This window comes from Actinopolymorpha sp. B9G3, from assembly GCF_040120725.1.
Lineage (GTDB): Bacteria > Actinomycetota > Actinomycetes > Propionibacteriales > Actinopolymorphaceae > Thermasporomyces.
This window is the reverse complement of sequence record NZ_JBEEAB010000003.1, coordinates 467480-494396: the sequence shown is the minus strand read 5'-3', so window position 1 is coordinate 494396 and position 26917 is coordinate 467480. Positions and strand designations below refer to the sequence as shown.

At 68.7% G+C, this 26917-nt stretch carries 27 protein-coding genes; 5 read left to right on the top strand and 22 right to left on the bottom strand.

Translation table 11 applies throughout. From position 1 onward, the window contains the following. Window position 1 precedes the first annotated feature (1 nt). The 7 genes from ABNF93_RS08420 to hppD form a co-directional block, all read right to left on the bottom strand. Window positions 2-1036: an ABC transporter permease gene (locus ABNF93_RS08420; RefSeq protein ID WP_349327214.1), complete on the bottom strand. Its 1035-nt coding sequence runs from the start codon at window positions 1034-1036 to the stop codon at window positions 2-4. Beyond that, window positions 1036-2043 carry an ABC transporter permease gene (locus ABNF93_RS08415; protein ID WP_349327213.1) on the bottom strand — a complete coding sequence of 336 codons (1008 nt, stop codon included), beginning with the start codon at window positions 2041-2043 and terminating at the stop codon, window positions 1036-1038. The genes ABNF93_RS08420 and ABNF93_RS08415 overlap by 1 nt, the downstream gene beginning before the upstream one ends. A 55-nt stretch (window positions 2044-2098) precedes the next feature. Continuing rightward, the gene (locus tag ABNF93_RS08410) at window positions 2099-3883 is read right to left on the bottom strand and encodes an ABC transporter substrate-binding protein (protein ID WP_349327212.1); all 1785 of its coding nucleotides are present in this window, start codon (window positions 3881-3883) and stop codon (window positions 2099-2101) included. 349 nt (window positions 3884-4232) lie between these two features. Beyond that, window positions 4233-5627, bottom strand: a complete 1395-nt coding sequence (locus tag ABNF93_RS08405) for an FAD-binding oxidoreductase (RefSeq protein ID WP_349327210.1) — start codon at window positions 5625-5627, stop codon at window positions 4233-4235. Window positions 5628-5896: 269 nt separating this feature from the next. Next, a complete protein-coding gene (locus tag ABNF93_RS08400) occupies window positions 5897-6859 on the bottom strand; it encodes a quinone oxidoreductase family protein (RefSeq protein ID WP_349327209.1) in 963 nt (320 codons plus the stop codon). Window positions 6860-7066: 207 nt separating this feature from the next. Continuing rightward, window positions 7067-7570 carry a CHRD domain-containing protein gene (locus ABNF93_RS08395; RefSeq protein ID WP_349327208.1) on the bottom strand — a complete coding sequence of 168 codons (504 nt, stop codon included), beginning with the start codon at window positions 7568-7570 and terminating at the stop codon, window positions 7067-7069. 100 nt (window positions 7571-7670) lie between these two features. Next, a complete protein-coding gene (gene hppD, locus ABNF93_RS08390; protein WP_349327206.1) occupies window positions 7671-8990 on the bottom strand; it encodes a 4-hydroxyphenylpyruvate dioxygenase in 1320 nt (439 codons plus the stop codon). Between the two features lie 195 nt (window positions 8991-9185). Here hppD and ABNF93_RS08385 point away from each other — a divergent pair, with 195 nt between their 5' ends. Beyond that, entirely contained in the window at window positions 9186-9680 is a 495-nt protein-coding gene (locus ABNF93_RS08385) for an Lrp/AsnC family transcriptional regulator (protein ID WP_349327205.1), read from the top strand. Here the strand turns inward: ABNF93_RS08385 and ABNF93_RS08380 are convergent. The 6 genes from ABNF93_RS08380 to ABNF93_RS08355 form a co-directional block, all read right to left on the bottom strand. Next, complete coding sequence (locus tag ABNF93_RS08380; RefSeq protein WP_349327204.1) at window positions 9677-10165, bottom strand: YbaB/EbfC family nucleoid-associated protein; 489 nt, start codon at window positions 10163-10165, stop codon at window positions 9677-9679. The genes ABNF93_RS08385 and ABNF93_RS08380 overlap by 4 nt on opposite strands. 29 nt (window positions 10166-10194) lie before the next feature. Then, window positions 10195-10830 (bottom strand): pentapeptide repeat-containing protein, encoded by a 636-nt coding sequence (locus tag ABNF93_RS08375; protein ID WP_349327203.1) that lies wholly within the window; start codon window positions 10828-10830, stop codon window positions 10195-10197. Next, window positions 10830-11840: a WXG100-like domain-containing protein gene (locus ABNF93_RS08370; protein WP_349327202.1), complete on the bottom strand. Its 1011-nt coding sequence runs from the start codon at window positions 11838-11840 to the stop codon at window positions 10830-10832. The genes ABNF93_RS08375 and ABNF93_RS08370 overlap by 1 nt, the downstream gene beginning before the upstream one ends. Continuing rightward, window positions 11840-12178, bottom strand: coding sequence for a hypothetical protein (locus ABNF93_RS08365; RefSeq protein ID WP_349327200.1), 339 nt, complete (start codon window positions 12176-12178; stop codon window positions 11840-11842). Before ABNF93_RS08365 ends, ABNF93_RS08370 begins: the two co-directional genes overlap by 1 nt. Window positions 12179-12253: 75 nt before the next feature. Continuing rightward, window positions 12254-12898, bottom strand: coding sequence for an O-methyltransferase (locus tag ABNF93_RS08360; protein WP_349327199.1), 645 nt, complete (start codon window positions 12896-12898; stop codon window positions 12254-12256). 148 nt (window positions 12899-13046) lie between these two features. Beyond that, window positions 13047-14828, bottom strand: coding sequence for a DEAD/DEAH box helicase (locus ABNF93_RS08355; RefSeq protein ID WP_349327197.1), 1782 nt, complete (start codon window positions 14826-14828; stop codon window positions 13047-13049). 291 nt (window positions 14829-15119) lie between these two features. Here ABNF93_RS08355 and ABNF93_RS08350 point away from each other — a divergent pair, with 291 nt between their 5' ends. Continuing rightward, window positions 15120-15455: a hypothetical protein gene (locus ABNF93_RS08350; protein WP_349327196.1), complete on the top strand. Its 336-nt coding sequence runs from the start codon at window positions 15120-15122 to the stop codon at window positions 15453-15455. Between the two features lie 12 nt (window positions 15456-15467). On the opposite strand, the gene ABNF93_RS08345 is transcribed toward ABNF93_RS08350, so the two are convergent. Further along, entirely contained in the window at window positions 15468-15863 is a 396-nt protein-coding gene (locus ABNF93_RS08345; protein ID WP_349327195.1) for a VOC family protein, read from the bottom strand. Window positions 15864-16116: 253 nt separating this feature from the next. Here ABNF93_RS08345 and ABNF93_RS08340 point away from each other — a divergent pair, with 253 nt between their 5' ends. Then, window positions 16117-16269 (top strand): hypothetical protein, encoded by a 153-nt coding sequence (locus ABNF93_RS08340; protein ID WP_349327194.1) that lies wholly within the window; start codon window positions 16117-16119, stop codon window positions 16267-16269. Window positions 16270-16419: 150 nt separating this feature from the next. Here ABNF93_RS08340 and ABNF93_RS08335 read toward each other — a convergent pair whose 3' ends face one another. The 5 genes from ABNF93_RS08335 to ABNF93_RS08315 form a co-directional block, all read right to left on the bottom strand. Continuing rightward, window positions 16420-16689, bottom strand: a complete 270-nt coding sequence (locus ABNF93_RS08335) for a DUF3039 domain-containing protein (RefSeq protein ID WP_349327193.1) — start codon at window positions 16687-16689, stop codon at window positions 16420-16422. A gap of 64 nt (window positions 16690-16753) precedes the next feature. Further along, complete coding sequence (locus tag ABNF93_RS08330; RefSeq protein ID WP_349327192.1) at window positions 16754-17317, bottom strand: YqgE/AlgH family protein; 564 nt, start codon at window positions 17315-17317, stop codon at window positions 16754-16756. An 85-nt stretch (window positions 17318-17402) separates the two neighbouring features. Further along, the gene (locus ABNF93_RS08325) at window positions 17403-18842 is read right to left on the bottom strand and encodes an NAD-dependent malic enzyme (RefSeq protein ID WP_349327191.1); all 1440 of its coding nucleotides are present in this window, start codon (window positions 18840-18842) and stop codon (window positions 17403-17405) included. Window positions 18843-19077: 235 nt separating this feature from the next. Further along, a complete protein-coding gene (locus ABNF93_RS08320; protein WP_349327190.1) occupies window positions 19078-19875 on the bottom strand; it encodes an ABC transporter permease in 798 nt (265 codons plus the stop codon). Beyond that, window positions 19872-20945, bottom strand: coding sequence for an ABC transporter ATP-binding protein (locus ABNF93_RS08315; protein ID WP_349327189.1), 1074 nt, complete (start codon window positions 20943-20945; stop codon window positions 19872-19874). The genes ABNF93_RS08320 and ABNF93_RS08315 overlap by 4 nt, the downstream gene beginning before the upstream one ends. A gap of 493 nt (window positions 20946-21438) precedes the next feature. On the opposite strand from ABNF93_RS08315, the gene srmL reads away from it, so the two are divergent. Continuing rightward, a complete protein-coding gene (gene srmL, locus ABNF93_RS08310) occupies window positions 21439-22575 on the top strand; it encodes a PheS-related mystery ligase SrmL (RefSeq protein ID WP_349327188.1) in 1137 nt (378 codons plus the stop codon). A 535-nt stretch (window positions 22576-23110) separates the two neighbouring features. Here the strand turns inward: srmL and ABNF93_RS08305 are convergent. After that, window positions 23111-24307 carry an MFS transporter gene (locus ABNF93_RS08305; protein WP_349327187.1) on the bottom strand — a complete coding sequence of 399 codons (1197 nt, stop codon included), beginning with the start codon at window positions 24305-24307 and terminating at the stop codon, window positions 23111-23113. A gap of 205 nt (window positions 24308-24512) precedes the next feature. Between ABNF93_RS08305 and ABNF93_RS08300 the strand changes: the two genes are divergently transcribed. Beyond that, window positions 24513-24995, top strand: coding sequence for a VOC family protein (locus tag ABNF93_RS08300; protein ID WP_349327186.1), 483 nt, complete (start codon window positions 24513-24515; stop codon window positions 24993-24995). On the opposite strand, the gene ABNF93_RS08295 is transcribed toward ABNF93_RS08300, so the two are convergent. Together ABNF93_RS08295 and ABNF93_RS08290 are read right to left on the bottom strand one after the other, a co-directional pair. Beyond that, a complete protein-coding gene (locus ABNF93_RS08295; protein ID WP_349327184.1) occupies window positions 24992-25618 on the bottom strand; it encodes a DUF1707 and DUF4870 domain-containing protein in 627 nt (208 codons plus the stop codon). The genes ABNF93_RS08300 and ABNF93_RS08295 overlap by 4 nt on opposite strands. Window positions 25619-25846: 228 nt before the next feature. Then, entirely contained in the window at window positions 25847-26914 is a 1068-nt protein-coding gene (locus ABNF93_RS08290; RefSeq protein ID WP_349327182.1) for an alpha/beta hydrolase, read from the bottom strand. Window positions 26915-26917: the final 3 nt, after the last annotated feature.

Below are 26917 nucleotides of genomic sequence, written 5' to 3'. Positions count from 1 at the left end.
CTCATCCTCTGCTCGCCCCTTCGTTCGAGCCGGCCGCGGACGCCGACCTGCTCGGCCCGGTCGATCCATCGTCGGCTCCGGGTCCTGGCAGATCGCCGGCGTCGAGAGCGACCGGCTCCGGCTCCGGTTCCGGTGGTAGCGCACTCTCGCCCACGACTCCCACCTGCGCCAGCGCGGCACCCGCACCGCCGCCGGTCCGGCGAAGGCTCTGCCCCCGCCGCAGCCGCGGGTTGAAGACCTCGTCGAGGCTCGACTGCAGCATCAGGAGGGTGAATGCCACCAGGGTGAGCAGCAGTGTAGGAGGTACGAAGGCCCACCATGCTCCGGTGCGCAGGGACTCACCGACCAGCGCCCAGTTGAGCATGATGCCGAGCGAGACACCGTCGCTCGGGCCGAGTCCCAGCAGCGACAGCCCCGCCTCGGCGAGGATCGCGCTCGACACCTGGAGGACGAAGGCCATGGCGATGTAGGACATGAGATACGGGAGGACGTCCCACAGCAGGATGTTCCAGGTGCCTGCTCCCGACAACCGGGCGACGTCGAGGTGCTCGCGGGTCCTGACACTGCTCGCCTGGGCCCGCACGGCCCGCGCGGTCCACGGCCAGCTGGTAATGGCAATCACGATGGCCATGGCGAAGATCGACCGGAAGTCCAGAGCGACCGAGAGCAGGATCAGGACGACGATCGAGGGAATCGCGAGCGCGACGTTGGTGACACCCATCAGCGCTTCTTCGAGGACGCCACCGTGGTATCCGGCGAACAGACCGATGGCGACGCCGATGAACGTCGCCACCGCTCCTGACACGAGGCCGATGATGAGCGAGGTGCGGGTCCCGAACATCAGGCTGGTGAAGATGTCGTGCCCGAGGTCGTCGAGGCCGAGCCAGGCGTCGGCTGACGGTGGTTCGTACTGACCTCCGACGCTTTCACCGATCTTTCCGCCCAAGAACATCGGGCCGAGAATGCCGAACGCCACCACGAGGAGGAAGAACAGCCCCGAGATCCAGAACCGCGGTGTGAACCGGACCATCCGCATCAGCGCTCACCTGCCTGTGCCGCCCGGATCCGTGGATCGACGAAGCCGTAGGCCACCTCGACGAGGAAGTTGGCGACCAACACCGCGACGACCACGATCAGGGTGATCGCCTGGATCACCGGATAGTCGTTCTGTCCGATCGCGCTGAACAACAGATAACCGATCCCTGGATAGGAGAAGACGATCTCGGTGATCAGCGAGCCACCGACCAGGGTGCCGATCGACAGCGCCAGACCCGTCACCTGCGGCAGCATCGCGTTGCGGAAGATGTAGCGCACGATTCGGCTGTCGGGCAGTCCTAGCCCACGACCGTAGTTGACGTAGTCGGAGTTCAGCTCGTAGATCGCCATCGACCGCATGCCCACCGCCTGCCCGCCGACGAAGATGATGACGAGCGAGAAGAACGGCAACCAATAATGTCGAAGCACGTCGATGATGAACGGGAACGTCAGCGCAGGGGTGTGGATGGGTTCGTATCCGCCGCCGGGCGGCAGCATCGGCAGCGCGACAGCGAAGCCGTAGAGCAACAGGATCGCCAGGCAGTAGTACGGCATGCTCGACAGAAAGAGTGAGCCGAGAAACGCACCACGGTCGAACCATCCGCCCTTGAACGCCGCGATCGCGCCGAGCGCGTTGCCCACCAGCCAGCCGATGAGGATGGCCGGCAGCTGGAGCCCGATGCTCCACGGCAACGCCTCGAGGATCAGGCCCTCGACCTTCGCCGGGTACAGCGCGAACGACGTACCCATGTCGAAGTGCAGGAGGTTGACCACGTAGGTGATGAACTGCTGCCACATCGGGTCATTGAGGCCGAACTCCGCGACGTAGTGCTCATGGATCCGCTTGAGTGCCTCCGCCTGGGTGCCCGACCGGCCGAGCTGCGCGACGATCGCGTCGACCGGGTTGCCGGGTACCAGGCGAGGCAGCAGGAAGTTCAGCACGATCGCCACGAGGAGCGCGCCGACGTACCAGAGCGTCTTGCCTACCAGGTATTTCCGCAGCCGCATTGCGCTCCTTCACGTCCGCGGGCAGGTGTCATGGGCGTGAGCTTCCGGCGACGACTCACGCCTCCGACAGGCGCTTGATCTTGTAGAGCCACGACACACCGGCACCCTGGAACATCGGTGGCGCGTAGTCGTTGTCCTCGCTCGGGAAGTTGGTCCAGTTGACCTCGTTGAACTCGAAGAACTCCAACGGCCGGTACATCAGCGGGACCATCGGCGCGTTCTGCATGAAGATCGTGTCGAGCTCGGTGTAGATGTCGCCGACCTCAGCCTCGTCTGCTGCCGCCGCCTGGTCGAGCAACTTCGCCACCGCGGGATCGGAGAACCGGCCGTAGTTCCAGAACGCCGGCTGGCCGAGCTTGGCGACCCCGCGATCGTCGAGGACATCGCGGAAGCGCTGCCACGGCGTACCGGCACTGGTGGCGGCGACGCCCCACAGAGCGACGTCGAAGTCGCCGGCCTGCACGGCGGTCGTGACGGCCGGTGCCTGCGGGAACTTCGTTCGGATCTCGATGCCAGCTTCCTTCGCGTTGGCCGCGACGATCCGCAGCGCCTGCTGCCAGTCGCTCCATCCCGTCGGGCACTGCGCCGTCCACGGTCCGAGGCGGGTGCCGTCGGTCAGCACGTAGATGCCGTCCGATCCCTTCTTGGCGCCGAGGTCGTCTTCGAGAATCTTCCTGGTCTGCTCCGGGTCGTATGTCCAGCCGTTGGCGTCGACGTTTTCCTGGTTGAAGAACTTCTCTTCGGCGCCGACCGGAAGGATGACGCTGGAGTTCGCCGGCTGGGAATACCGCGACATCGCCTTGTCAGCGATATCGGCGTAATTGATCGCGAAGGCGAGAGCGCGGCGAACCTGCGGGTCGTTCAGGCCTTTCTTGGTGGTGTTGATGACCAACATGGGAATGCCGCCGGGAACGTGGTAGGGCTCCTTCTTGAACCACGTGGAGACCGCGAGGTCCTTGTCTTCCCACATCTTCCAGATGCGCGGAGTGAACTGCTGCATCACGTCGACGCCACCGCGCTCGAACGAGATGTCGCCGTCCTGGTTGCCCTTGAAGATCGGGTGGATGATTCGCTTCGGCTTGGGCAGTCCGCCGTTGACAGTCTTGCCCCAGTAGTCGTCGAAACGATCCAGCGAGGTCTGCTGCTGGTTGTATGCGCCGAGCTTGTAGGGCCCGGATCCGACCGGCTCGAGGTTCTCGTGCTCGCCCATCGGCTTGCCCTGCTTCTCCAAGGGCTCCCAGACATGCTTGGGCAGGATGTAGGTCGTCGCGAGGTTGTTCTTGACCAGGGCGGGGTTGTAGGTCTTCTGACTGAGCCTGACCGTCACCGTGGCGGGATCGGTGGCCTCGACGGCGTCGACGTAGTCCCAGAACGACGCATAGGACAACTCGGTGTGCTGCTTGGCCAGCTCAAAGGTGTAGACGACGTCATCGGCAGTAAGTGGCTTGCCGTCCTGCCACGTGGTTCCTTCTTGGAGCGGGACGACGAAGGTGTTCTCGTCGGGCTCCTGAAGCTCCGTGCCCAGGCCCGGCTCCAGGCTTCCGGTGAGCAGGTTGAAGCGGACAAGGGTTTCGTAGATGAGCTGCATGTTGTTCTGCCCGCACGGCCACGCGGTCGCCTGCCCCAAGGGATTGAAGTGGCTCTGTGGACCCCACTGGAAGCCCGCGATGAAGAGGATCTCGCCTTCTTCGCCCGCCCGCCCCGTCGAGTCACCGCCTCCGGCGCCACCCTGGCCGCAGGCCGCCAGCGCACTGCCCCCGATCCCCGCCGCAGCACTGGCCAGCACTGCGCCGCGCAGGAACTGGCGGCGCGACCGCCGCGCCATACCGAACTCAGACATCGTTGCACGTCCCTTCGGAAACCCTGGCCTTCGCGACGCGAGAAACCTCACGCGCAGTCATCGGGTGCTGGATGCCCAGCAGGTTACGGCCAACGAGTTTGGGAAACCAGAACTACGCCGCAACGAAATCCTTTCGTTGCGTTCGAGACACGGAGACAAGTCTTGCACTTCAGCTGCCTTTGGCTACGAATTGAATTCGCACAATCGCCGTCGGTATTTGGCGACCGGATGCGGCCAGAATTGATGTCAAGACATGAACGCACAGCCGCGTCCGAACCGTCTCTGGACAGGGGACACTCCCGTCGTCCGGGATTTCACGGGCCCAGGATTTCCACCGACTTGCGCGTCCTCAGGCGAGGACCTTCCCGGGATTGAGGATGCCCGCCGGGTCTAACATCCGCTTGAGGTCGTGATGCACCCGTAATGACACCGGACCGAGCTCCTGAGCGAGCCAGTCCCGCTTCAGCATCCCCACGCCGTGCTCCCCCGTCACCGTGCCGCCCATCGCCAGTCCGAGCCGCATGATCTCGTCGAACGCCTGACGCGCCCGGCGCACCTGGTCCTCGTCGCCGGCTTCGAAGACGACATTGGGATGGACGTTCCCGTCGCCCGCGTGGCCGACGACCGCGATCGTGAGATCGACGTCGGCCGAGACCTTCTCCACGTGCTGGACGAACTCGGCCAACCGGCTGACCGGAACGCACACGTCGTCGATGAGGCGGCCGGTGCTCAGCTCTTCGAGCGCGAAATGCATCTCCCTGCGGGCCGCCAGCAGCAGTTCTCCCTCGGCCGCGTCGTCGGCCTCGACCACATCGAACCCTCCGGCGTCGGCGAAGACGCTCGCCGTGGCTGCGATGTCCGCACCCGCCTGGTCGCCGGCCGCGTCGGACTGGGCGATCAGCATGGCCGCGGCATGCTCGGGCAGGCCCATGGGGCGATAGGCGTTCGCGGCCCGCAGAGACGCCTGGTCCATGAACTCCAGCAGGCTCGGCACATGGCGCCCCGCCACCACCCGCGCCACGGCATCACCGGCGGCCGCCACCGTGGGGAACAGCGCCGCCACGGTGCGCGGCTCGTGGCTTGCCGGTCGCAGGGCGAGTGTCGCCTCGGTGATGACGCCGAGCGTTCCCTCCGAGCCCACGAACAACCGGGTCAGGTCGTAGCCCGCGACACCCTTCGCGGTACGCCGGCCGGTCCGCAGGACCTCGCCGCTCGCGAGCACCACCTCGAGCGAACGTACGAAGTCGCTGGTGACGCCGTACTTCACACAGCACAGGCCACCTGCATTCGTCGCGAGGTTGCCGCCGATCGTGGAGATCTCCCAGCTGGACGGATCGGGCGGATAGAAGAGCCCGTGCTCGGCGACCGCGCGGGACAGGACGGCGTTCTTCACCCCCGGTTGGACGACGGCGATCCGGTTCGCCGGGTCGATCTCGACGATCCGGTCCATGCGTTCGAGCGAGAGGGTGATGCACCCGTCGATGGCGTTGGCGCCGCCGGAGAGACCGGTCCGGCCACCCTGGGGAACTACCGGTACGCCGTGCCGGGACGCCACCGCGAGAACGTGCTGCACATGAGCCACCTCCCTGGCCAGCACCGCGGCGACCGGCTTTCCCGCTGGGCAGAACGACGCCATGTCCCGCTGGTACGAGCTGAGCCGGTCGTGGTCGGTCACGACCACCTCAGCCGGCAGGCGGGCGGACAGCTCGGCAACAAGATCGGTGAACGGAGCCTCCTGGGTCATAGGACCCACCGTACGGGCGACCCGGCCGGCCGCGAATGACCACGCTGAGCAGGCCTGTGTACGCGCGACCTGGCCGGCCGCGAATGACCACGCTGAGCAGGCCTGTGTACGCCAGACGGGTGTCGACGCCTGTTCCAGGTACCACAGGCCTGCTCAGCGTGGTCATTCGCGCGGGCAACAGGCCGGGCAACTGGTCGGGCAACGGGTCGGGGCGCTGGGCCAGGCGGTGAGTCGGGCGCTGGGCAGGTCGCCCTGTGGGCGTTCGATGGTCAGGGCACGAGCACGAGTTTCCCCGTCGTACGCCGGCTGTGCAGGTCCTCGTGCGCGCGCCGCGCGTGGGTGAGCGGATAGCGCCCGCCGATCCGGACGGAGAGGAGTCCGGTGCCGATCCAGCTGAAGACCTCGCCCACCCGGTCGAGCAACTCGTCGCGGTCGCGGGTGTAGTGGGCAAGGGTCGGGCGGGTGACGTAGAGCGAGCCCTTGGTGTTGAGCAGCTGCAGGTCGAGCGGAGGGACCTGCCCACTCGACGCGCCGTAGAGGACCATCATCCCCCGCGGCCGGAGCGCGTCGAGGCTTCCGTCGAAGGTGCTGCGGCCCACGCCGTCGTAGACGACCGGGAATCCCTCGCCGCCTGTCAACTCCTTGGCCCGGTTCACGAACTCGTCGTAGCTGGCCACCTCGTCGGCACCGGCCTGACGGGCCAGCTCGGCCTTCTCCGGCGTCGACACGGTGGCGAGGACGTGCCCGCCGCACAGCTTCACCATCTGGGTGAGGAGGAGGCCGACACCGCCCGCGGCGGCATGAACGAGCGCCCAGTCGCCAGGCTGGATCTCGTACGTCGACTTCACCAGGTAGTGGGCGGTCGAGCCCTGGAGCAGGGACGCGGCCGCAAGCTCCTCCGAGACCCCGCTGGGAAGCGGGACGAGCTTGTGGGCGGGAACGACGGCCTGCTCGGCGTAGGACCCGAGTACACCGCTCCAGGCCACCCGGTCGTTGACCTTGACTCCTGTGACGCCCTCGCCGAGTGCGCGGACGGTCCCCGCGCCCTCATTGCCCAGGACGAACGGCGGCTTGACGTGGTACTGCCCGCTGCGGTGGTAGGTGTCGATGTAGTTGACGCCGGCGGCCGTGACGTCGACTAGGACTTCGCCAGGCCCGGGTTTGGGCGACGGGAGGTCGGCGAGTACCAGTACCTCGGGTCCACCGTGCTGCCGGACATGGATTGCGCGCACCACATCACCTCTCTGCGATCGTCGGCCATGTCATCGTCATGTCATGTCGTGGAAGCATCCTCACCCCGCGCGGAAAACTTTCGGCAGTACGCCGGGCAAGGAGTACGCAGCGAAAGGGCCCCTGGAGCACGGATGCCGACAAGGGCCCTATTTCACACTACAACGCGCCGCTGGGTACGGCGTCAGAACAGACGCTCGGTGCCGGCGTCAGAACAGCTGACCGCGGATCGCACCCGCCGGGAAGCTCGCGGTGTGGACGTTGACGTAGAAGCCGGACCGGTTGGACCGGATCGACGCCAGTTCGCTCTCCGACAGCGTGGCCGTGGAGTTCTGGTCATCGGGAACCGCACGGATGCAGTCTGCTGAGTACCCGCCGACCGGAGCGATGAGGCCCACCACGATCGGGCCAGCTGCCCCTTCCGGGGCGACATGAATGTGCGCGGCCATCGGTTCCTCGATCCTGCGGGCCACGAGCACATAGCAGAGCAGGTCGCCCTTGACCTTGCCGACGAAGAGCCCGCGACCATCGTCGTCTCCCGGGCCCGGAACCTCCGCCGCGCCGGTCAGAACGGCACCCAGCACCGTTCCCCCATGGGACCGCGCGTCCACGTTCCCCGCCGCCGTCGCCGCCTGAGCTGGTACCGCCCCGGCGGCAAGGACAGCGCCCATGCCGGCGAGAAACACCACTGTCCGCAGACACCATGCGCGCATCATTTCCTCCTCGCGCGAACCCCGGACCATCCGGGATCATTCACGAGGGGCACGTGCCCACCAGGCAGAAGGTTCAAGCTTCTGCCGCAAAGGTGTGCGCTCAGAGGTTTCCGCGGCGTTCCTGTTCGCGTTCGATGGCTTCGAAGAGCGCCTTGAAGTTTCCTTTTCCGAATCCGAGCGAGCCGTGCCGTTCGATCAGCTCGTAGAAGACCGTCGGGCGGTCACCGACCGGCGTCGTGAAGATCTGGAGAAGGTAGCCGTCCTCATCGCGGTCGACGAGGACGCCGCGCCTCGCCAACTCCTCGACGGGTACGCGTACGGAACCGATGCGGGCTCGCAGCTCCTCGTCTTCGTAGTACGACGCTGGAGTGGCGAGAAACTCGATGCCGTTCGCCCGGAGAACGTCGACCGCCCGGAGAATGTCGTTGGTCGCCAGGGCGATGTGCTGGCACCCGGGCCCCGCGTAGAACTCGAGGTATTCGTCGATCTGGCTCTTCTTCCGGGCAACGGCCGGCTCATTGAGGGGGAACTTCACCCGGTGGTTCCCGTTGGCGACGACCTTGCTCATGAGTGCGGAGTACTCGGTGGCGATGTCGTCACCCACGAACTCCGCCATGTTCACGAACCCCATGACCCGGTGGTAGAACTCGACCCAGTAGTCCATCCGGCCGAGTTCGACGTTACCGACGCAGTGGTCGACGGCCTGGAACAACCGCCTGGGGTGCCCGGGCGGGCGGGTCACGGTCGTACGGCGTTCGACGTAACCGGGTAGATAGGGGCCCGAGTAGCGCGAGCGGTCGATGAGACTGTGCCGGGTCTCGCCGTAGGTGGCGATCGCGGCGCGGCGGACCGTTCCGTGTTCGTCGGCGTCGTCGTACGGCTCCTGCAGGATGGTGGCGCCCTGGGCGCGGGCGTGTGCGACGCACCTGTCGACGTCGGGCACCTCCAGCGCCAGGTCGATGACACCGTCGCCGTGCCTGCGGTGGTGGTCGAGCAGCGGGCAGTCCGGAGTGGCGCCGCCCTCGAACACGAACCGCGCCGATCCGGACTCGCAGACGTACGACCGGCGATCGGATCGCCCACTCACGGGGTCGGTGTATCCGGTCTCCGGCCCGGCGTAGGCCACCAGGTCCATGCCGAACGCGAGCTGGTAGAAGGACGCGGTCTGGGTCGCGTTGCCGACGCAGAAGACCACGGCGTCCATCCCGGTCACCGGGAAAGGATCATGGGAGGCGTCGTAGTCGACCAGGCCGACGAGCTCGCGGAGTTGGTCGAGACGGAGATCCGCCGACCGCTCGCGCGGGGTGAGCGCGCTGGTGCCCGGGCTGCCCTGCTCGGGGATGCTGGTGGCCTCGCCGATCTGGGCGTCTCCCCGTTCACTGGGGATACGGCTACCGGCGAAACGGTCGCTGTCGGACATGGCGGCCTCCTGTTCTCGCTGGCCTCTTCCTGGCGCGAGCCTGGTCCGACGTCAGCAACTTGCGCAACTGTCTGAGGTTTGGCTGGTCATACTGTTCAGACGTACGGCAGAATGAGGCGACACACTGTCCAGGGTGCCCATTCCCAGGCCGGCCTTTCCTGACTCACGCGGAACCTTGCTGTGGAGGCGCACAACGTGCCCGGACCCGTCGACCGGCTCGACGCCGAGATCGTGGCCCTGTTCGCCCGGGAACCGCGGGTCGGCGTCCTCGAGGCCTCCCGCCGACTCGGTGTCGCGCGCGGCACCGTACAGGCCCGGCTCGACCGGCTCACGCGCAGCGGTGTCGTGCGCGGATGGGGGCCCGAGATCGACGCCGAAGCGCTCGGGTTCGGCGTGACGGCGTTCGCGACGCTGGAGCTCCAACAAGGCGTCGGCCACTCTGTGGTCGCCCGGCACCTTCGGACGATCCCGGAGGTGCTGGAGGCGCACACCATCACCGGGAGCGCCGACATGATGGTCCGGCTCGTCGCGCGTTCGAACGCCGATCTGCAGCGGGTACTCGACGAGGTGCTCGCCGGCGGAGGTGTCGTGCGTACGTCCACCGTGATCGCGCTGGCGACGCAGGTGCCTGCGCGCGCTCTGCCACTGCTCGGGAAGGCAGCGGATGGATCCGCGTCGCCCGACAGTTAGGTCGGGCGGCGGCGGTGGAGCTCGGAGATCCGCTGGACGGTCGCGATCGCGTCACGAATTCCCCGGCTGGACTCCGCCATCGCCCTGAGCGACTCGGCGGAGAACTCGTCGAGGGTGCTGGTGAGATCCGTCAGCGAAGGGACACCGGGGAGTCCGGAGGTCACCTCGGCGTTCTGCGCATCGATCGCCGCGTTGGTCGCGTCACGGATCGCCGCGGCCAACTCCTCGCTCGGCGTACGCAGGGCACGCGGTTCCAATACGACCTCGCTGACGTGGCCAGCCGACACCGTGATCCGTACCTTCCCGTCGAGCGCCTCGCCGATGCCGGTCGGCGACCCCGCGCCACCGGTTGGATCGGCGCCGGCGTCGCCAGCGGCGTCCAGGTCGGCGTCCCGCTGATCGGGTGGCGCCGCATGCTCGAGGCGCGCCAGCTCTTCGCGCAGCCGGTTCACGATGTCCTGCGACGCACGAGACGGATCCGTCATCGGCCTTCCTCCGCCACGCCACGGGTTGCTCATTCGCCGATCTCCGGCTGTTGGCCGGGCCGGAATTCGCTCACCTGCGCCCCCGCCGCGTTCAACGCCGCGACCGCGTCAACCGGAGAGCCGTCGTCCTCGACGACAACGGTGCTCCCTTCGAGGATGTACCCCGTACTTCCCGTGAAGTCTGCACCGCCGATCTTGTCCTCGCTGAATCCGGTACGACTGAACCTGGCACCTCGAAATTGGGCTCGTCGCAAATCCGTGTGGAGAAAGAAAGTCTTGGTGACCTCGCAGCGGTCGAGAGTCGCCTCGACCATCACGGCCCGAGGACAATCCGTGCGCAACAGCCGCGCCGCGCTGAGATTCGCTCCGCTGAGATGTGCTTCGGTCAGGTTCGCCTTGTAGAGATCAGCATCCACAAGGCGCGCACCTTGAAACTTCGCACCCATCATCAGGGCATGGGTGAAATCGGCACCGGTCAGGTCACACCCGGCGAGGTCAGCCTCGATGAGAATCGACCCGTCCAACGCGACACCGCGCAAGTCCAACCCGCGCAGTGATCGTCGCGTGAGGTCCAACTGTCGGCCGTGGTCGCGACCTTTCCGGTTCCATTCCCCGTGTTCGCGTACGAGCGTGTCAAATTCTGATTGCGATATCGAGCCGGACACTAGTAGATCACCACCTTGTCACCCCACTCCGGGTGATTGGCGACGAGGTCCTGGAGATCCTGGAAATCCTCAGCGGAGAGCTTGCTGGTGTCCAAGGCGACGTTCTCCCCTGCCTGCAACTCCCGGTGGATTGCTGATTCGGCATCAGTCCGATCATAGGTACCACGCTCGCCGGGGTAGGTACCAAACTGCTTGACGTCCCAATCCTGGCCCGAACCATCTGTGAAATCAGCACCTGCGTGCTGAGGCCGCTCCACCGGTGGCTCGACGGTACCGGTCGCCTCGAGCGCGAGCGCCACCTCGGCTTCGCGCCGACTCTTGTCGCTAGCCGCGCCGCCATGCGCTGGGTCCATCGCCAACTCATGCTTGCGGCGTTCGTACTCGTGGGCTGCTTCTTCGCGTTCCTCGCGGGTCTCGTACGCATCGACTCCGTGTTCGGACGCGTGGATCGGCCGACCGTCGAGACGCTGGACCTGTTCGTTCAGGAGGTCGCGGACCAGCCGTGCGAGCACGGGACCGAGCGTGCGTACCAGCGTGGTCGTGAGTTGGACCGCGATGACGATCACCCGGTTCACCGTGACGGCAGCCTCGGCCGCCACGGCCAGCGAGGCGCCGACCGTGAAGAACGCGGCGGCGATCGCGGCGGCGAGGATGATGGTGAGGGCAATGAGCTGGACGATGACGAGCAGCTTCAGCACCAACACCAGCATCGCCGCCTGGAAGAACGCGACCGCGATGCCGATGGCGACGATCTCGGAGCTGACGAGGTAGCCGCGCTCGCCCGCGACCTTCTCCCAGTAGTCCTCGAACGCGTCGATCCCCGGTCCCTCGTTCTCCCGGGCCATGCCGTCGACGGCGAGCACCGCCTGCTCGGAGCTTCCCTCGGCGCTGAAGGCGAAGCCGAGCCAGGCCTCGCCACAGCGCTGCAGCGCGGTCTCGTCGGCTTCCGGCCAGTAGCAGCCGGCGTAGTGGAGGGCCTGGACGAGACCGGGCGGAAGTTCGAGACCCATCAGGGAGTGTCCAGGCTGTCCAGGATGGCCTCGACCCTGGTGGCCTGCTCGGTGTTGTCCGCCTCCACCCTGGTGTAGGCATCAGCGAGCTGGTTCATGGCGACGGCCGTCTCCACGACGCAGAATCCGGTCTCGGCGAAGTAGGTCAACGCGGCCGGGCCTGCCGCTTCGTACATCTCCTTGAGCGCACTCCCGAGCCCGTCGCCGCCGTACGGATCCCCGGTGGCGTCCATGTGTGAGGTCAGCTCCTCGACGGACTCACCCCAGTCCTGGCCCGCCCCGTCCACCTTGCGCGCGGCAAGGTGGATGCTTTCGGGACGTACATGGACCTCCGCCATGCCGGAACCGTAACAAGATCAGCGCGCTCCGCAATGATCTTGCTCACGGCCGCTGTGGACAACTGCCGCTCCTGGTCAGGTCGCGGAGACGACGGACAGCGACAGGCCATCGCCGAGCGGCAGGACGGTCGAACGCAGCCGCGGGTCGCTGGCGATCCGTTCGACGTAGGTGCGGATGGCACGCACGCTGGCGTCGTCCTCGGCGGCAGCGGCCAGCCGGCCACGCTGGTGGATGTTGTCGGCAAGGATCAGCCCGCCGGGCCGGACCAGGCGCAGGGCGTGGTCGAGATAGCTCGGGTAGCCCTCCTTGTCGGCGTCGATGAAGACCATGTCGTACGCACCATCCAGCGACGCGAGCGTCTCCCCCGCGTCTCCCAGGTGGACGGTCACCTTGTCACCGACGCCAGCCCGGTCGAACCACTCCCGTGCGGCTTCGGCGTGGACCGGCGAGAGTTCGAGAGTGTCGAGGTGACCTTCGTCGGGGAGCGCGCGGGCGAGCCAGGTCCCGCTGTAGCCGAAGAGGGTGCCGACCTCGAGGATCCTGGTGGCCTTGACGGCGTGGACCAGGGTGGCGAGGGTCGCGCCGGCCTCGGGGCTGATGTTGATCCGCGGCGCACGCGCGGCGATGTCGGCGCGCAGGTCCTTCAGGAGCTGGTCTTCTGCCCAGAACCGCCCGGCGAGATAGTCGTCAAGGGCGGCTTGCGATGTCTGCTCGGTCATGAGACCGCAGTACAGCACGATCGTGGGTGCGGTGTGGCCGACTGTGTGCGACACCACGTGGCGTGGGCGGATGTTGGCCAGCGTCGTGGGTCGCCCCGAGCCGACCAGCCCGGGACCGGCGGGCGGCCGGCACCTGGTCCGGGCCGCGTCAGGAACGGCGAGCGGTAGCCCAGGACCTGATCATGTCGATCCGGTCCTGCAACTGTTCGGCCGACGCCTGGATCGCGAGCGGTCCGCCGCAGACCCGGCGCAACTCGGCGTGGATGGCGCCGTGCGGCTGGCCGGTGCGATGGTGCCAGGCGGCGACCAGGCCGTTGAGTTCGCGGCGGAGGACCCCCAACTGTTCGTACGCCGGACCGGGCGCGGCGCGCTCCGTACCTGCGGAGCCACCCGCCGCCGTTGCCCCACCCGTCGCCGGCGCCGCGTCGGCGGAGGGCGAAGGAGACGTACGCCGCCGACGCAGCAGCTCGCTGACCTGATGCGGCTCCAGCAGCCCGGGAATGCCGAGGAACTCCGTCTCGTCCGCGCCCAGCTCTCCCCCGAACTCGTTGCCGTCGTAGACCAACCGGTCGAACGCCGCCTGCGATCCCAGCGCCTGGAACCGCTTCTCCTCCAGCAGGTCGGCCTCGGAGTCGCCCCGCGCCGCCTCTGCGAGCAGCGCCTCCTCGGCGGCGAAGATGTCGTCGTCGTCATGGACCGGCTTGCCCAGGACGTGGTCGCGGACGGTCTCCATCTCGGCGGCGTACTGCAGCAGCACCGGGACCGTCGGCAGGAACAGGGACGCCGTCTCGCCACGTCGTCGCGCCCGCACGAAACGCCCCACCGCCTGTGCGAAGAACAGCGGCGTCTGGGTGGCGGTCGCGTAGACGCCGACGGCCAGCCGCGGGACGTCGACGCCTTCGCTCACCATGCGCACGGCGACCATCCAGCGGCGTTCGTCGGCGGCGAACTCCCCGATTCGTTTGCTGCCGCTCGGTTCGTCGGACAGCACGACGACCGGTCGTTCACCGGCGATCTTGCCGAGGATCTTGGCGTAGGCGCGGGCCGACTCCTGGTCGGTCGCGATCACCAGGCCGCCGGCGTCGGGCACGTGCCGGCGTACTTCGGTGAGCCTGGTGTCGGCGGCTCGCAGCACGGACTGGATCCAGTCGCCGGCCGGATCCAGCGCGGTACGCCACGCCTGGGCTGCCATGTCCTTGGTGAGCGGGGTTCCGAGCCTGGCTGCCACCTCGTCGCCGGCACTGGTGCGCCACCGAAGATCGCCGGAGTACGCAAGGAACAGAACCGGTCGCACGACCCCGTCGGCGAGTGCCGGCCCATAGCCGTAGCTGTAATCGGCGGCACTGCGCGGCGCGCCGTCGGTGTCGGACACATAGGTGACGAACGGAATGGGGTTGGTGTCGCTGCGAAACGGCGTGCCGGTGAGACTGAGCCGCCTGGTCGCGGGCTCGAACGCCTCCCGCACCGCGTCGCCCCAGGTGAGCGCGTCGGCCGCGTGATGGATCTCGTCGAGGATGACGAGCGTCTTGAACCGTTCACAGCGCACCCGCAGGGCGAGCGTCGCCGCCGCCACACCGGCGTAGGTCACGACCACACCGGCGTAGTCGCGGCTGGTGCGCCCCTTGCGTCCGGAAAACGCCGGATCGAGCGCGATCCCTCCGCGAGTCGCAGCGTCGGCCCACTGGCGTTTCAGGTGCTCGGTCGGAGTGACGACGATCAGGCGTTCGACCACCCGGCGGGCGAGCAGGTCGGCGGCCACGGTCAACGCGAAGGCGGTCTTGCCCGCGCCTGGCGTCGCAACCGTGAGGAAGTCGCGCGGGCTGGCCGCCTGGTAACGCTCGAGTGCCTCCTGTTGCCATCCGCGGAGGTGTCCCCACGGTCCTGGAACGGCGGTCTGGCGAAGCTGGCTTGTCGACCCGGACGCTGTCACACCCGTCCCTTCCGATCGAGCAGGACATACCGACGAATCTGCGCGAGCCTAACCCGGCCCGAGGACATGCCCCGCCGGGCCCGGACGGTCCTGCCGTCGCGGCGGTTTGATATCCGGGCCGCACTGGTAGGTGGATGGCTGGTGGGTCCGCGACGCGGCGGGGCCTTCGGCGATTTCCTTGAGGAGGCTTGACCAACCTGTAATCATCTGGCAACCGAGTGTGGGGAATATCGGAGCAGAGACCGACCTCGGCGCACACGCCATGTCGGGGGGACGCACTGAGGAGCAACGATGGCCGACGATGCCGCAGCGGGGTCTGGCGCGACATCCGTACCACCCGCACCACGAAGCTTCGTGGACACCGCGCGGAGGGTCGTCGGACGGATGGTCGCCCGCCTCCCCGGCCTCGACGGCGACGCCGCGCAGCGCAACGCCTGGGAGGCGGTCTGCGCCGACCTGCAACGCCGCCAGCAGTGGAACGACGTGGTCGAACTCACCCTCAACGCGACCAGACACCCGGCAGGGACTCCCGCCGGCCGTTCGACCAGGCGTCCGACCCGGCGGCGTACGACCGCGCCAGTGTCGGGAGGGACCAACCGCCAGGCAACGTCCCGAGCCCAACCCTGAGGCTGCGCGTGGTCAGGGTCCTTCCCGCTGGGCGGACGCCTCGGGCTGGCGCGGCGGGAGGACACACAACTCGTTCCCCTCGGGATCGGCCAACACCACCCAGCGTGCCTCGGCCTGACCGATGTCCACGCGCCGCGCACCGAGTGCAAGCAGGCGCTCGACCTCGGCGTCCTGGTCGGCCGGGCGAAGGTCGAGGTGCAGCCGGTTCTTGCCGCGCTTATCGTCGGCGACCTTGACGAAGAGTAGGTCGGGTACGACGTCGACGAGGCCGCTGTCCTCCGGTGGTTCGACGACCGACTCGGCATCGTCTTCGTACGTCACCCGCCAGCCAAGTGCGGACGCCCAGAAACGGGCAAGCGCCGCAGGTTCTCCCGAATCGATGACCAGGCACTGAATTCGGATAGTCATGGCTGAAGCCTGTCGTACAGTTCCGATGCCGACCAGCTGTCTCCGGTACGAACTGCGGCCGAATCCCCTGGCCTGGCACGGTTTTGCCGACCTGCCGTCGACGGGGTTTGACCGCGCGGCAATCAGGACGCAACATAGCGCGGAAAGCATGGGGGCAGCAGTAAACGCCGTCGGAAGGAAGGCCGCCATGGCACGTTCCGCGACCGCAACCACTCATACGCGGAGACCGGCAGTCACATCGCGGCGAAGTGCCATGGCGGCCGCCCGCGGTCTCGTGGGCGGCCTCGCCGTGCGACTCCCGGTCTTCGACACCCGCGCCGCACGGCGCAACGCGTGGGAGGCCGTGTGTGCCGACCGCGAACGCCGCCGCCAGTGGAACGACGAGTCGCCGACAGCCCTCGGCTGAGGCAGTGACCCTCGGCTGAGCCAGTGACCCTCGGCTGAGGCAGGGAGCTGAGGCGGGAGCCTCAGCCCTCACCGCGGCTGCCGGCTCTGGGCTGAGGCGGGATCGTCAGCCCTCACCCTTGCTGCCAGCTCTGGGGATGAGGCCGGAACCTCAGGACTCGCCGTCGCCGTCGCCGCCCTTGGGGATGCCTTCCCAGATCTCCTTGCATTCCGGGCAGACCGGATACTTCTCCGGGTCCCGGCTCGGCACCCACACCTTGCCGCAGAGCGCGATCACCGGGGTTCCGGTGACCATCGCGTCGACGAGCTTGTCCTTAGGCACGTAATGGGAGAAGCGCTCGTGATCGCCGTCGTCGCCGTGCGACGGGACCGTGCGCGTCTCTTCGACCGTCTGTGCACCGGGGCTCAGCTGCGTACTCACGCCGGCCAGTGTAGTCACGGGTGGCCACCGGGATCACGGGTCGCGCGGCCCTGGCGATCGGGTGTCAGTTCATGGTCGGGTCGTCGGGGAACGTCGCGACCAGGGCCAGCTCGTCCCGCTGGCGGCGGAGGACGCGGCGCCACAGCCCGGCGGGATCAGCGGTGAACGCGTCACCGTGCTCGGCGTCCACGACGTACCACCCGCCGTCCTTGATCTCGAGCTCGAGCTGGCCAGGCGCCCACCCGGCGTAACCGGCGAAAACCCGGAGGACCTCGAGACCACCGGCGAGTAGTTCCGGCGGGGCGTCGAGATCGACCAGCCCGAGCCGGTCGTAGAGCCGCTTCCACCCGACCGGGCCTCCGCCGACACCCGCAGGCAGCTCGGCCAGGCCGAGGGCGGAGTCCGTCGCCACCGGACCGCCCTGGAACAGGACGTCGGGTTCGCAGACCAGGCCCGTCCACGACTCGAGCACGGACGTGACCGGCAGCTCGGTGGGCCGGTTGACGACGACGCCCAGTGCACCGTCGCTGTCGTGGTCCAGCAGGAGAACGACGCTCCGTGCGAAGTTCGGGTCGCGCAGGACCGGGGAGGCGACCAGGAGCTGCCCGGTGTAGTACTCCTTGCTCATAGGTTCATGATCTCGCGTACCACGCCGTCAGACGAGCGGACCTGCCCTCCACGCCGTCAGACGAGCGGACCTGCGCTCCACGCCGTCAGCTCCCGCCGGTCGCGCCCGCCGCCCCACCGGCACCTGGCGCGCCCGCCGCACTCGCGGAGACGGCAGAGCGCACCGCCGCCGCCACCGCACCGTGGACGTCCGGGTGGAAGACGCTCGGGATCACGTAGTTGGCGTTGAGCTCGTCGTCGGTGACAACGGCGGCGATCGCCTGGGCGGCCGCGAGCAGCATGTCCTCGTCGACCTTGTGGCTGTGCGCGTCGAGCAGCCCGCGGAAGACACCTGGGAACGCCAGGACGTTGTTGATCTGGTTGGGGTAGTCGCTGCGGCCGGTCGCGACCACCGTCGCGTGCTCGCGGGCCTGTGCCGGGTCGACCTCGGGATCGGGGTTGGCGAGCGCGAACACGATCGCGCCCGGGTTCATCGTCGCGATGTCGGCGCCGGTGAGGATGTTCGGCGCCGAGACGCCGACGAAGACGTCCGCGTCGGCGACCGATCCGCGAAGATCGCCGGCATACTGTGCGTGGTTCGTACGGTCGGCGATCCAGCGCAGCTCCGGCGACAGTCCGTCGCGTCGGGCGTGGATCACCCCCTCGACGTCGGCGACGATGACGTCCTTCGCCCCCGCCGCGAGCAACAGGCGCAGGATCGCGCTGCCGGCCGCGCCCGCGCCGGACATGACGATGCGGATCTGGGCGATGTCCTTGCCGACGAAGCGCAGGGCGTTGGTGAGGGCGCCGAGGACCACGATCGCCGTGCCGTGCTGGTCGTCGTGGAAGACGGGGATGTCGAGCTGTTCGCGCAGCCGGCGTTCGATCTCGAAACAGCGGGGGGCCGAGATGTCCTCGAGGTTGATACCGGCGAAGCCGGGGGCGATGCACCGGACGACCTCGACGATCGTGTCGGCGTCCTGGGTGTCGAGACAGATCGGCCAGGCGTCGATCCCGGCGAACCGCTTGAACAGTGCCGCCTTGCCCTCCATCACCGGCAGGGCCGCCTGCGGGCCGATGTTGCCGAGCCCGAGTACGGCCGAGCCGTCGCTCACCACGGCGATGCTGTTGCGCTTGATGGTGAGTCGGCGGGCGTCGTCGGGGTTGCGGGCGATCGCCTGGGAAACCCGGGCGACGCCGGGTGTGTAGACCATCGACAGGTCGTCACGGTTGCGGATCGGGTGCTTCGCCTGCATCTCGATCTTGCCGCCGAGGTGCATGAGGAAGGTCCGGTCGGAGACCTTGTGGATCGTGACGCCGGCGACCTCACGCAGGACCTCGACGAGCTGGTCGGCGTGGGCCGTGTCGGTGGCCGCACAGGTGACGTCGATCCGGAGACGTTCGTGGCCAGAGGCCGTGACGTCGAGTGCGGTGACGCTGCCGCCCGCGTGCTCGACGGCGGCCGTGAGCTCACTGACCGCCCGCCCGCCGGCGGGGACTTCAAGTCGTACGGTGATGGAGTACGAGATGCTCGGAACCGAGGCCACGGCCGTCCTCTCTGACGAACGCTGATCCGCAGGTGGTGGTCTGCTGCGGCTCCGATCGTCTCACTGCCCGCCCTTCCAGCCCAGTCACCCCCGCCCGCCGCTGGGACGGGGAATGATCACGTTTGCGTGATCATTCCCCACGATGCACGGCAAGTTCGGCGTGCATCGCCCAAGAAATGGCGTGCATGGTTGCCCCCGCGGGGCGGCATCCCCGGAGCTGTCGGGCGCGCGGGAGTCAGGCGTCGCGGCGGTGGAAGAGGGCGATGGCCGGCGCCAGGATGACCGCCACCCACGCGGTGAACGTCACCGCGCTGGTCGCCCGTCCCGGCGCGTCCCCGAACGGCGACTCCGCGCCCCCGCCGAACGCCGACGGATCCACCGACTGCGACATGGCGTTGCCGGCCGTGAACGGCAGGTAGTAGACGAAGTCGCGGATCGACTCGAGCGCCGGCAGGAGTGCGAGCGCGCTGATCAGGGGCTCCACGACGAGGGGGACGACGAGCAGGATCACGATCGCGGCCGGGAGGTTCCGCAGCAGCGACCCCAGGCCGAGGCCCAGCAACGCCCACAGCACCACGTAGCCGAGATATCCGATCAGCGCCGGACCCGCGGGGTCGTCGGTGACGGGCAGCGACTGGCCCGCCAGCGCGCGGGCGACCGTCCAGTTGAGGCCGACGCTGACGGCGGCGGCCACGAAGGACCACACCGCGAGGACGACACACTTCGCGACCACCAGCGCGGTGCGGCGCGGCGCGGCCGTCAGCGTCGACAGGATCGTGCCGTGGCGATACTCGTGGCCGAAGGCGAACACCCCGATGATCCCCATGAAGACAGCCGTGAACGGCAGTGGGCTGAACGCCGTGCCGCCGGTGAGAATCACGCCGGCCTGACCGGCGTCGATCGGGTCGTCGCGCATGACCCAGGCGATGATGCCCGCGACCGCCGCGCTCAGCAGCAGGGCCAGGCCGGTCAGCCAGTACGTCGAACGGAGGGTACGCATGCGTACCCACTCGAATCGCAGTGCGTCGATCATCGGCCGTCTCCCCTGGTGGTCTCGGCGTCGGCGTGGCGTCCGGGCGCAGCCGCTGGGGCGGTCGGCGGTCCGGCCGGCGGAACACCGGTCCCTGGCAGGCCGCCCCCTGACGGGCCCCCTCCTGGCATTGCGCCCCCTGACGGGCCCCCTCCTGGCGGGCCGCCGAGCTGGGCAACGTACTCCTGTGCTCCCCCGGTCGCGGAGAGGAACGCCTCCTCCAACGTGGCCGTCTTCGTCGTCAGCTCGTGCAGGACGACGCCTGCCGAGAACGCCAGCTCGCCCACCTTGGCCTGGTCAGGTCCGCTGATCACGTAGGCGCCGTCGGGCTGCGGCTCCACTGTGGCGGCCACGTTCCTGAGCGCGTCGAGCAGTTGCTCCGGCTGAGGCGTACGCACGAGAACCGACCGGCTCGACACCGAGTGGACGAAGCTGTCCACGCTGCCCTCGGCGATCAACCGGCCGAGCCCGATCACGACGAGCCGGTCGGCCATCAACGCCATCTCGGCGAGCAGGTGGCTGGAGACGAACACCGTCTTCCCGCCGGAGGCGTACGACTTGAGGAAGGTGCGCAGCCAGGTGATCCCCTGCGGGTCGAGGCCGTTGGCGGGCTCGTCGAGGATCAGCGTGTGCGGGTCGCCCAGCAGCGCGCAGGCGAGGCCCAGTCGTTGGCCCATGCCGAGGGAGAACGTCTTGGGTCGCTTGCGTGCCACGTCGGTGAGTCCGACGTACTCCAGCACCTCGTCGACCCGCTGACGCGGGATCCCGTTGGCCGCCGCGAGCATCCTGAGATGGTTACGCGCAGTACGGGTCGGGTGGAACGCCTTCGCCTCGAGCACCGCCCCGACGTGACGCATCGGATGGTGCAGGTCGCCGTAGTGCTTGCCGTCGAACGTCGTCTCACCCGGCCCGTGGTCGAGGCCGAGCATGAGCCGCATCGTCGTCGACTTGCCCGCGCCGTTGGGGCCGAGGAAGCCGGTGACTACACCCGGCTCGACCGTGAAGGAGAGTCCGTCGACGGCGAGCTTGGAGCCGTACCGCTTGGTGAGGTTGGTCGCCTCGATCCGTGCCACAGTGTCTCCTCCGGATGCGGCCTCCGGCCGCATCGTGGTTTCGGGTACCGGTTCTGACCGGCCTGCCTTCCCCGGGTTCTTCACCGTATGCGTACCGATGGGCCGGGATCTGGATCGGCAGGCCGAGTTTGTCCCGGCCGGCTCTCCACCCTGAGGAGGAGGGGCCGTCGTTTCCGTTCTCTCCCCTACACTGGACGGGTGGACGTAGGAAGTAGGCGATTTCTTCGCCCCGGCCGGCACAGTGGTGCCGTCGGGGTGAGCCGCCTGGTGCGCTCTGCGATCTGACGATCTCCTGGTCTGACCCGTCCATCTGGCCGCCGTGGTCCGCGCGGCCTCGATCGGACCGGGACGTGATCGGACCGTTTCTCGCGAGCGGCCCGTCGTCCTCTCTCACCGGAATCCCACGGCCGACCGGGGTGTGCGACACCTCCGTGCCCAGCGCCGACGCTGCGCCGACGCGTGCGCCGACCACCTTCCTCGCAAGGAGATTCCCGTGTCGATCTCACCTGCCCACCTGTCCGCCGCCGAGTTGCGGCGCTGTCTCGACCTCCGCGACCTCGCCGATCCGGCGCACGGCCCCCATGCCATGCAAGCCATCGTTGACAACCTCGTCACGTCCCTCACCGGGGCGTGGCGTGGCGATCTTCGCGTCGTACGCACGAGTCCGGTCGTCACCATGGCGGACAACTACGACAACCTCGGCTACGCCCTTGACGCGGTGACGCGGGAGGAGCGGTACACGCGGTACGTGGACGCCGGCCACGTCCTGCGGAGCCATTCCACGGCCGCCATTCCCGGTGCCCTTCGCGCGCTGGCGGCCGAACCCACCCCACCTCGCGACCTGCTGATCGCGACCCCCGGCATCTGCTACCGGCGTGACGCGGTCGACTGGCAACACACGGGAACCCCGCAGCAGCTGGACCTGTGGCGGCTGCGCCAGGGTCCCGGGTGTGAGGACGCGGACCTGGAGGAGATGATCGGGCTCGTTGTCGATGCCGCCTTGCCTGGAGCGATATGGCAGACGATTCCGAAGGTCCATCCGTACACCGAGACCGGGCGGCAGATCGACGTCCGCTGGCACGACCAGTGGATCGAGATCGGCGAGTGCGGGCTGGCGGGACCTGCCGTGCTGCGTCGTTCCGGCCTCGACATACCGCCGTGGTCGGGCCTCGCGATGGGCCTCGGGCTCGACCGGTTGCTCATGCTGCGCAAAGGGATTCCCGACATCCGGCTGCTGCGGTCGACCGATCCCCGGGTCGCCGCGCAGATGCTCGACCTCGCGCCGTACCGTCCCGTCTCGCACATGCCGCCGGTACGCCGGGACCTGTCGATCGTGGTCGGTCCCGACGTCGACGAGGAGGTGCTGGGCGACCGCGTGCGCGACGCCCTCGGTGGCGACGCCGACGCCGCGGAGACCGTCGAGGTGCTGAGCGCGACGTGGTACGACGACCTGCCGGCGGCGGCGCGGGAACGCCTCGGAATCGGTCCCGGCCAGCGGAACCTGTTGATCCGGCTGGTCCTGCGTCCGCTGGACCGGACCCTCACCGATGCCGAGGCGAACGAACTCCGCGACCGCGTCTACGCCGCCCTCCACGAAGGCACGGCCACCCAGTGGGCGGCCCGGAGGTGAGCGCAGCGGGTGGCCCGGAGGTGAGCGCAGCGGGTGACCCGGAGGTGAGCCAGCGGGTGACCCGGAGGTGAGCGCAGCGGGTGGCCCGGGGGTCGCCTCGGTCATGATCATGCGCGGGAAACCGGTGGTTTCGACTCCCCGCAGCCACCGGTTTCTCGTGCATGATCATGACCGAGGCCGGCCGAACCGGGCCCCATATGACGACAGCTGGATGCCGTGAGTCCGCCGATCGGAGGCAGCGACCCCGGCGTCCGCGGCGGTAGCGACCATCGCCTCCATCGACGCACTCGCCTTGCTCATCGCCTCGCCGGCGGCCGGGCCGTGGCCTGTGCTGCCAGGAGAACGTCGCGACAGTCCGGAACGGCCCGAACGACGCCGCACCCGACCACGGCGACGCCGGTGAAGGGTGTGCGCACTGCCGCCCGTGTCTCCATCACGGCCCTGTCTCCATCACGGCCCTGTCTCCATCACGGCCCTGTCTCCATCACGGCCCTGTCTCCATCACGGCCGTGACGACGCCACGCAGATGCGTGGCTCAGCCGTCGGTCGTCGCCGGGCCGTGGGCGTGAATCGCGACGTCCGCGGACTCCGTCCCCGCACCCCCGGCCGCCCCTCGGAGAAGACCCGCCGCGACGATGATCAGTACGACGAACCCCAGCGGAATCGCCAGCGCCCATGCCAGCCCCACGTGTTGCGCGACCACCCCGATCACCACCGGCCCGACGACCGCTCCGACGTATCCCGCGGAGACGACCGGCCCCAGGACCGACGACCGCCGTCTGGTCCGCGTGTTGCCCGCGGCGCTGAACACCACCGGCACCGCCGGTCCGAGACCGAATCCCGCGAGCGAGAAGCCGATGAGAGCAAGGACGGGCGACGGCGACAGCAGGAAGACCACATAGCCCACGGCGCTGATCGCCGCCCCGGCCCTGGCCACGACGACGGGACCGAACCGGGTGCCGATCCGGTCCGCCACCAGCCGCGACGCCGCCATCGCCCCGGAGAAGACCGATAGGCCCAGCGCCGCGAATGCCACCGACGTGCCGAGGTTCTCGTTCAGGTAGACCGCACTCCAGTCGGCGATCGCGCCCTCGCCGAGGAACGATCCGAACCCCATCACCGCCATCATGATCACGACGAACAGCGCGGCCGGCGGCCGGGCCGCCTGCGAGGTGGCGACGTCATGTCCGGTGATGGCGGCCTCGCGATCAGGCTTGAGCAGACCGGTCAGGAACGGCGCGCTGACCACCGCGACCAGCACCCCCGCCACGATGAAGTGGAGGCGTACGTCGACGCCCTCGCGGGCCACGAGCGCGGCGATCGCCGAGCCGACCATCGACCCGATGCTCCACGCACCGTGGAACCCGGACATGATCGGCCGGCGGTAGAGGCGTTCGACCGCGACGGCGTGGGCGTTCATGGCGACGTCGAGCATGCCGCCGAGCAGCCCCAGGAACGCGAGGGCGACGGTCAGGGTGAGGAGGTCGATGGCGTACGCCGGTGCGATCAGTGCGGCCGACTGCGCGGGCACGAGGATCCGTATCGCCAGACCGGTCCGGCCACGTTTCTCCATCCGCCCGGTGAGACGCGTGCCGATGAGCAGGCCCACCGCGAGCCCACCGAGCGCGATGCCCAGATCGTCGTGGTCGAGCCCGAGCCCCTGCTTGATGGACGGGATGCGGGGAGCCCACGTCGCGAAGGTCGCCGCGTGGACGAGGAAGGTCACGGTCACCGCGAGGCGTGCACGTCTTACCTCACGTGACGGCGAGGTCGCGCGCATCACCTGGCGACCCTAACCGTGCGCTGCCCGTGGTCCGGCACGGCCCGGGCTGCCCGTGGTCCGGCACGACCTGCGCTGTCGGTGGGCGGGCGTACGGTCTGCACCGTGTGTGGCGCTCATGATCCTGCCGGCGGTCCACGGAAGGACGGTCCCACCGATGCGCATGACCCACCTCCGGTTACTTGTCGATGAGTACGACGCCTGCTTTCGGTGGTACCGCGACGTCCTCGGTCTTCGGCCGTACTGGGGCGAGGAAGGTTCGGGATACGCCGACTTCACGGCCGGTGAGGGCAGTAACGACCTCGCGTTGTTCAGCCGTTCGGCCCAGGTCGAGGTCAGCGGATCGCTCGGCGGCGGTGATCGCGACCGGGTGGCACTGGTGTTCCGCGTCGACGACGTAGACCGGACCGCACAGGCCATGCGCGCCATGGGTGTGGCGGTCGTCGCAGGCCCGAAGGATCAACCAGGCTGGGGCATTCGCACCCTGCACCTGCGCGATCCCGACGGCAACGTCGTCGAGCTCAACTCACCCCTGCCCGCCGATCGGTGGTCCGAGGATCTGCGCGCGGATGCCCAGCGGTTCGAGGAGCAGTACGCCGGCCGGCGCGAGCCCGGCCAAGATCCACCGGATACCCCCTAGTGTCCTCCGCCGAGGACGCGGACATTCCACGGGTAGCGCCAGCGGTTGCCCACGGCGGCGGACAACCCACCCATGCCCGTGAGGACGAGCCACACCATCGCGAGCGGGACGAAGAGCAGGCCGGCAAGCCCGAAGGTGAACGCGGTCGCCATCCCGACCGCGATGTTGGCGCCGATGAACGTGAGCTGGAAGTTCGCGGCCTCCCATGCCTGCGTACGCACGAACTCCGACGTTCTGCCCTTGGTCATCGCGATCAACGCGGGTACGACGAACAACGTGAAGATCCCGGACCAGTGTGCCGCGAGGGCCCACAGTCGTTCGCTCCCCGACGGAGCAGGCGGGGAAGCGTCGGGGCCAGGCGCAGGTACCCCCGCGCTCCGCGTAGCCGTCCGCTGAGGCGCTGGCGGAAGCCCGCGCAACGCGCCGGACAGGTCGGACCGGTCGCGCGCGTTCAACGCCTCCCCCACGCGATGATCCAGTTCGGAGTGGTCGATCCGGCCTTCGGCATAGGCGTTCTGCACCATCTGCACCGCCTGCTCGCGTTCCTCGTCAGAGACCCGCAGCGCCTGGGCGGTCGGCTCGAGTGGATTGTCGCGCCGCGACGGCGGTGGAGGCTGGCTCATGCCCCCATCGTCGCCGCGACCGGCTGGACGGACATCCGGTAAGTCCCTGAACGCTTCCCTGACCACGACACCACCGACGGACGGCCCGGCGCAGGCGAACCTCGCCGGCGGGCAGGAGCACCATTGATCATGGACGTCGAGGGGTCTGCCGGGCGGCGACCTGTTGATGATCATGGATGCCGACGCCGGTCTCCTGGCGTCTCCGCGATTGGCACAGCCGAGCGCGGCTCATCGGTTGGGCGCCGTGAGACTGACCTCCGTGGTCCGGTCGAGGGCGATCCGGGCGAAGTTGCGAAGTGACTCGCTTCCGATGTCGAAGTAGCCGCTGTGGCCCTGCGCGCCCGATGTCGCCATCACCCGCGCGCCGAACGCCGGATCGACCGGGTTGGGACCGTGCCCATAGTCGCCGAACCGCATCGCCGGAAGCCACCGGATCGGGTCACTGTCGGCGAGGGCGGCCCAGACCCGTGCGGTCCGGGAGAGTCCGGTCGCGGTGGCATGACGTACGCCGGGACTTCCGTACACCACGATGTCGCTGACCTGCTTCGGCAACGGGGTCATCCCGCAGACCACGGAACCGTAGCTGTGGCAGAAGAGCCCGATCGGCGCGGAAGTGTAGGCCGCCAACCCGGCAAGGAAACGATGCAGACGCCTGGCCCCGTCACGGGCGAGGTCACCCTGCATGGCCGACGGATCCGGTTCGTTCGGCGTGGGGTAACCCGCCCAGGCGACCACCGCGAGGTTGGTGCCCGGCTCCTGGCGTTCCGCCTCGGCCAGCAGCGCACGCGCACTGGCGGCGACCCCGCCGCGGGTGTCCAGATGGTCCAGGTCTGCTCCGGCGCCAGGCACGATGACGGCAACGCGGTCGGCGGTACGCAGGTCACCGACGACCTCCACCGCCAGGCCGCGGTCCCGCGGATCGAGGGCCAGGAACTGCCGGCCGCGAAGATCGATCCGGTGGTCGACTCCCTGGCTCGCGGCCTCCTTCTGGTTGGCGGCGTACCGGAGTCCGGGAGGGGCTCCGTCGAGGTTTCCGACGATGGCCGGGAACCGGCGAGCAAGGGCTCCGCCCTCGGTGAGTGGCAGCGAGTCGAAGAAGTCGGCCACCGCTGCCGGGGAGGCGCTGACGGCAGCTCGCATCGGCAGGCCCGCCCGGCGCGCCGCACGCCACGCCGCGGCTCCCGGGAAGCTGGTCAGGACGTCGCCGGCGATCGTGGGCTGTGCACTGGGACCCGCACCGCTGGCGAGCACCACAGTCGCCAGCGCGGCCACCACGATTCGTCGTGTCCGGGCCATCGG

What these genes read in the sequence shown, in the direction of transcription:
- ABNF93_RS08300 (WP_349327186.1), top strand. Translation starts at nt 24,513, where the DNA reads ATGCGCATGACCCACCTCCGGTTACTTGTCGATGAGTACGACGCCTGC.
- ABNF93_RS08290 (WP_349327182.1), bottom strand. Translation starts at nt 26,914, where the DNA reads ATGGCCCGGACACGACGAATCGTGGTGGCCGCGCTGGCGACTGTGGTG.
- ABNF93_RS08345 (WP_349327195.1), bottom strand. Translation starts at nt 15,863, where the DNA reads ATGACTATCCGAATTCAGTGCCTGGTCATCGATTCGGGAGAACCTGCG.
- ABNF93_RS08330 (WP_349327192.1), bottom strand. Translation starts at nt 17,317, where the DNA reads ATGAGCAAGGAGTACTACACCGGGCAGCTCCTGGTCGCCTCCCCGGTC.
- ABNF93_RS08350 (WP_349327196.1), top strand. Translation starts at nt 15,120, where the DNA reads ATGGCCGACGATGCCGCAGCGGGGTCTGGCGCGACATCCGTACCACCC.
- ABNF93_RS08340 (WP_349327194.1), top strand. Translation starts at nt 16,117, where the DNA reads ATGGCGGCCGCCCGCGGTCTCGTGGGCGGCCTCGCCGTGCGACTCCCG.
- ABNF93_RS08320 (WP_349327190.1), bottom strand. Translation starts at nt 19,875, where the DNA reads ATGATCGACGCACTGCGATTCGAGTGGGTACGCATGCGTACCCTCCGT.
- ABNF93_RS08295 (WP_349327184.1), bottom strand. Translation starts at nt 25,618, where the DNA reads ATGAGCCAGCCTCCACCGCCGTCGCGGCGCGACAATCCACTCGAGCCG.
- ABNF93_RS08360 (WP_349327199.1), bottom strand. Translation starts at nt 12,898, where the DNA reads ATGACCGAGCAGACATCGCAAGCCGCCCTTGACGACTATCTCGCCGGG.
- hppD (WP_349327206.1), bottom strand. Translation starts at nt 8,990, where the DNA reads ATGTCCGACAGCGACCGTTTCGCCGGTAGCCGTATCCCCAGTGAACGG.
- ABNF93_RS08395 (WP_349327208.1), bottom strand. Translation starts at nt 7,570, where the DNA reads ATGCGCGCATGGTGTCTGCGGACAGTGGTGTTTCTCGCCGGCATGGGC.
- ABNF93_RS08415 (WP_349327213.1), bottom strand. Translation starts at nt 2,043, where the DNA reads ATGCGGCTGCGGAAATACCTGGTAGGCAAGACGCTCTGGTACGTCGGC.
- ABNF93_RS08380 (WP_349327204.1), bottom strand. Translation starts at nt 10,165, where the DNA reads ATGACGGATCCGTCTCGTGCGTCGCAGGACATCGTGAACCGGCTGCGC.
- ABNF93_RS08370 (WP_349327202.1), bottom strand. Translation starts at nt 11,840, where the DNA reads ATGGGTCTCGAACTTCCGCCCGGTCTCGTCCAGGCCCTCCACTACGCC.
- ABNF93_RS08365 (WP_349327200.1), bottom strand. Translation starts at nt 12,178, where the DNA reads ATGGCGGAGGTCCATGTACGTCCCGAAAGCATCCACCTTGCCGCGCGC.
- ABNF93_RS08410 (WP_349327212.1), bottom strand. Translation starts at nt 3,883, where the DNA reads ATGTCTGAGTTCGGTATGGCGCGGCGGTCGCGCCGCCAGTTCCTGCGC.
- ABNF93_RS08405 (WP_349327210.1), bottom strand. Translation starts at nt 5,627, where the DNA reads ATGACCCAGGAGGCTCCGTTCACCGATCTTGTTGCCGAGCTGTCCGCC.
- ABNF93_RS08420 (WP_349327214.1), bottom strand. Translation starts at nt 1,036, where the DNA reads ATGCGGATGGTCCGGTTCACACCGCGGTTCTGGATCTCGGGGCTGTTC.